Raw genomic sequence first — 347 nt, 5'->3', positions numbered from 1 at the left:
CCCCCCTCGGGGAGTACGCCCCCCGGCCCCCTTTTGGGGGGGGCGTGGTCCGCTCCCTCCCCCCCACCCCCCGCCCCCGCCACTCGGGGGCGGACTTCGCTCCCTTGGAGAAGCTGGAGGGGGTCATCACCCCCAACGGCCTCCACTTTGAGCGCCACCACGCTGGGGTGCCCCAGGTGGACCCCGAGGCCTACCGCCTGGTCATCCACGGGATGGTGGAGCGCCCCTTGGTCTTCACCCTGGAAGACCTCAAGCGCTTCCCCTCCGTGACCCGCACCTACTTCATTGAGTGCGCCGGCAACGGGCAAAACGGCTACCGCAACCCCCCGGACCCGAACCTCACCGCC

Annotated in this window: 1 protein-coding gene; it reads left to right on the top strand. The window is 71.2% G+C overall.

Annotation, left to right across the window (positions count from 1 at the left end; all coding sequences use genetic code 11):
* The coding region (locus BVI061214_RS00160) for a molybdopterin-dependent oxidoreductase (protein ID WP_156303162.1) at positions 1 to 347 on the top strand (347 nt) is incomplete at both ends.

Origin of the sequence: Thermus aquaticus, from assembly GCF_001280255.1 — a bacterium.
GTDB lineage: Bacteria > Deinococcota > Deinococci > Deinococcales > Thermaceae > Thermus > Thermus aquaticus.
The sequence above is the reverse complement of the archived record's forward strand: the minus strand, read 5'-3'. Positions and strand labels throughout refer to the sequence as shown.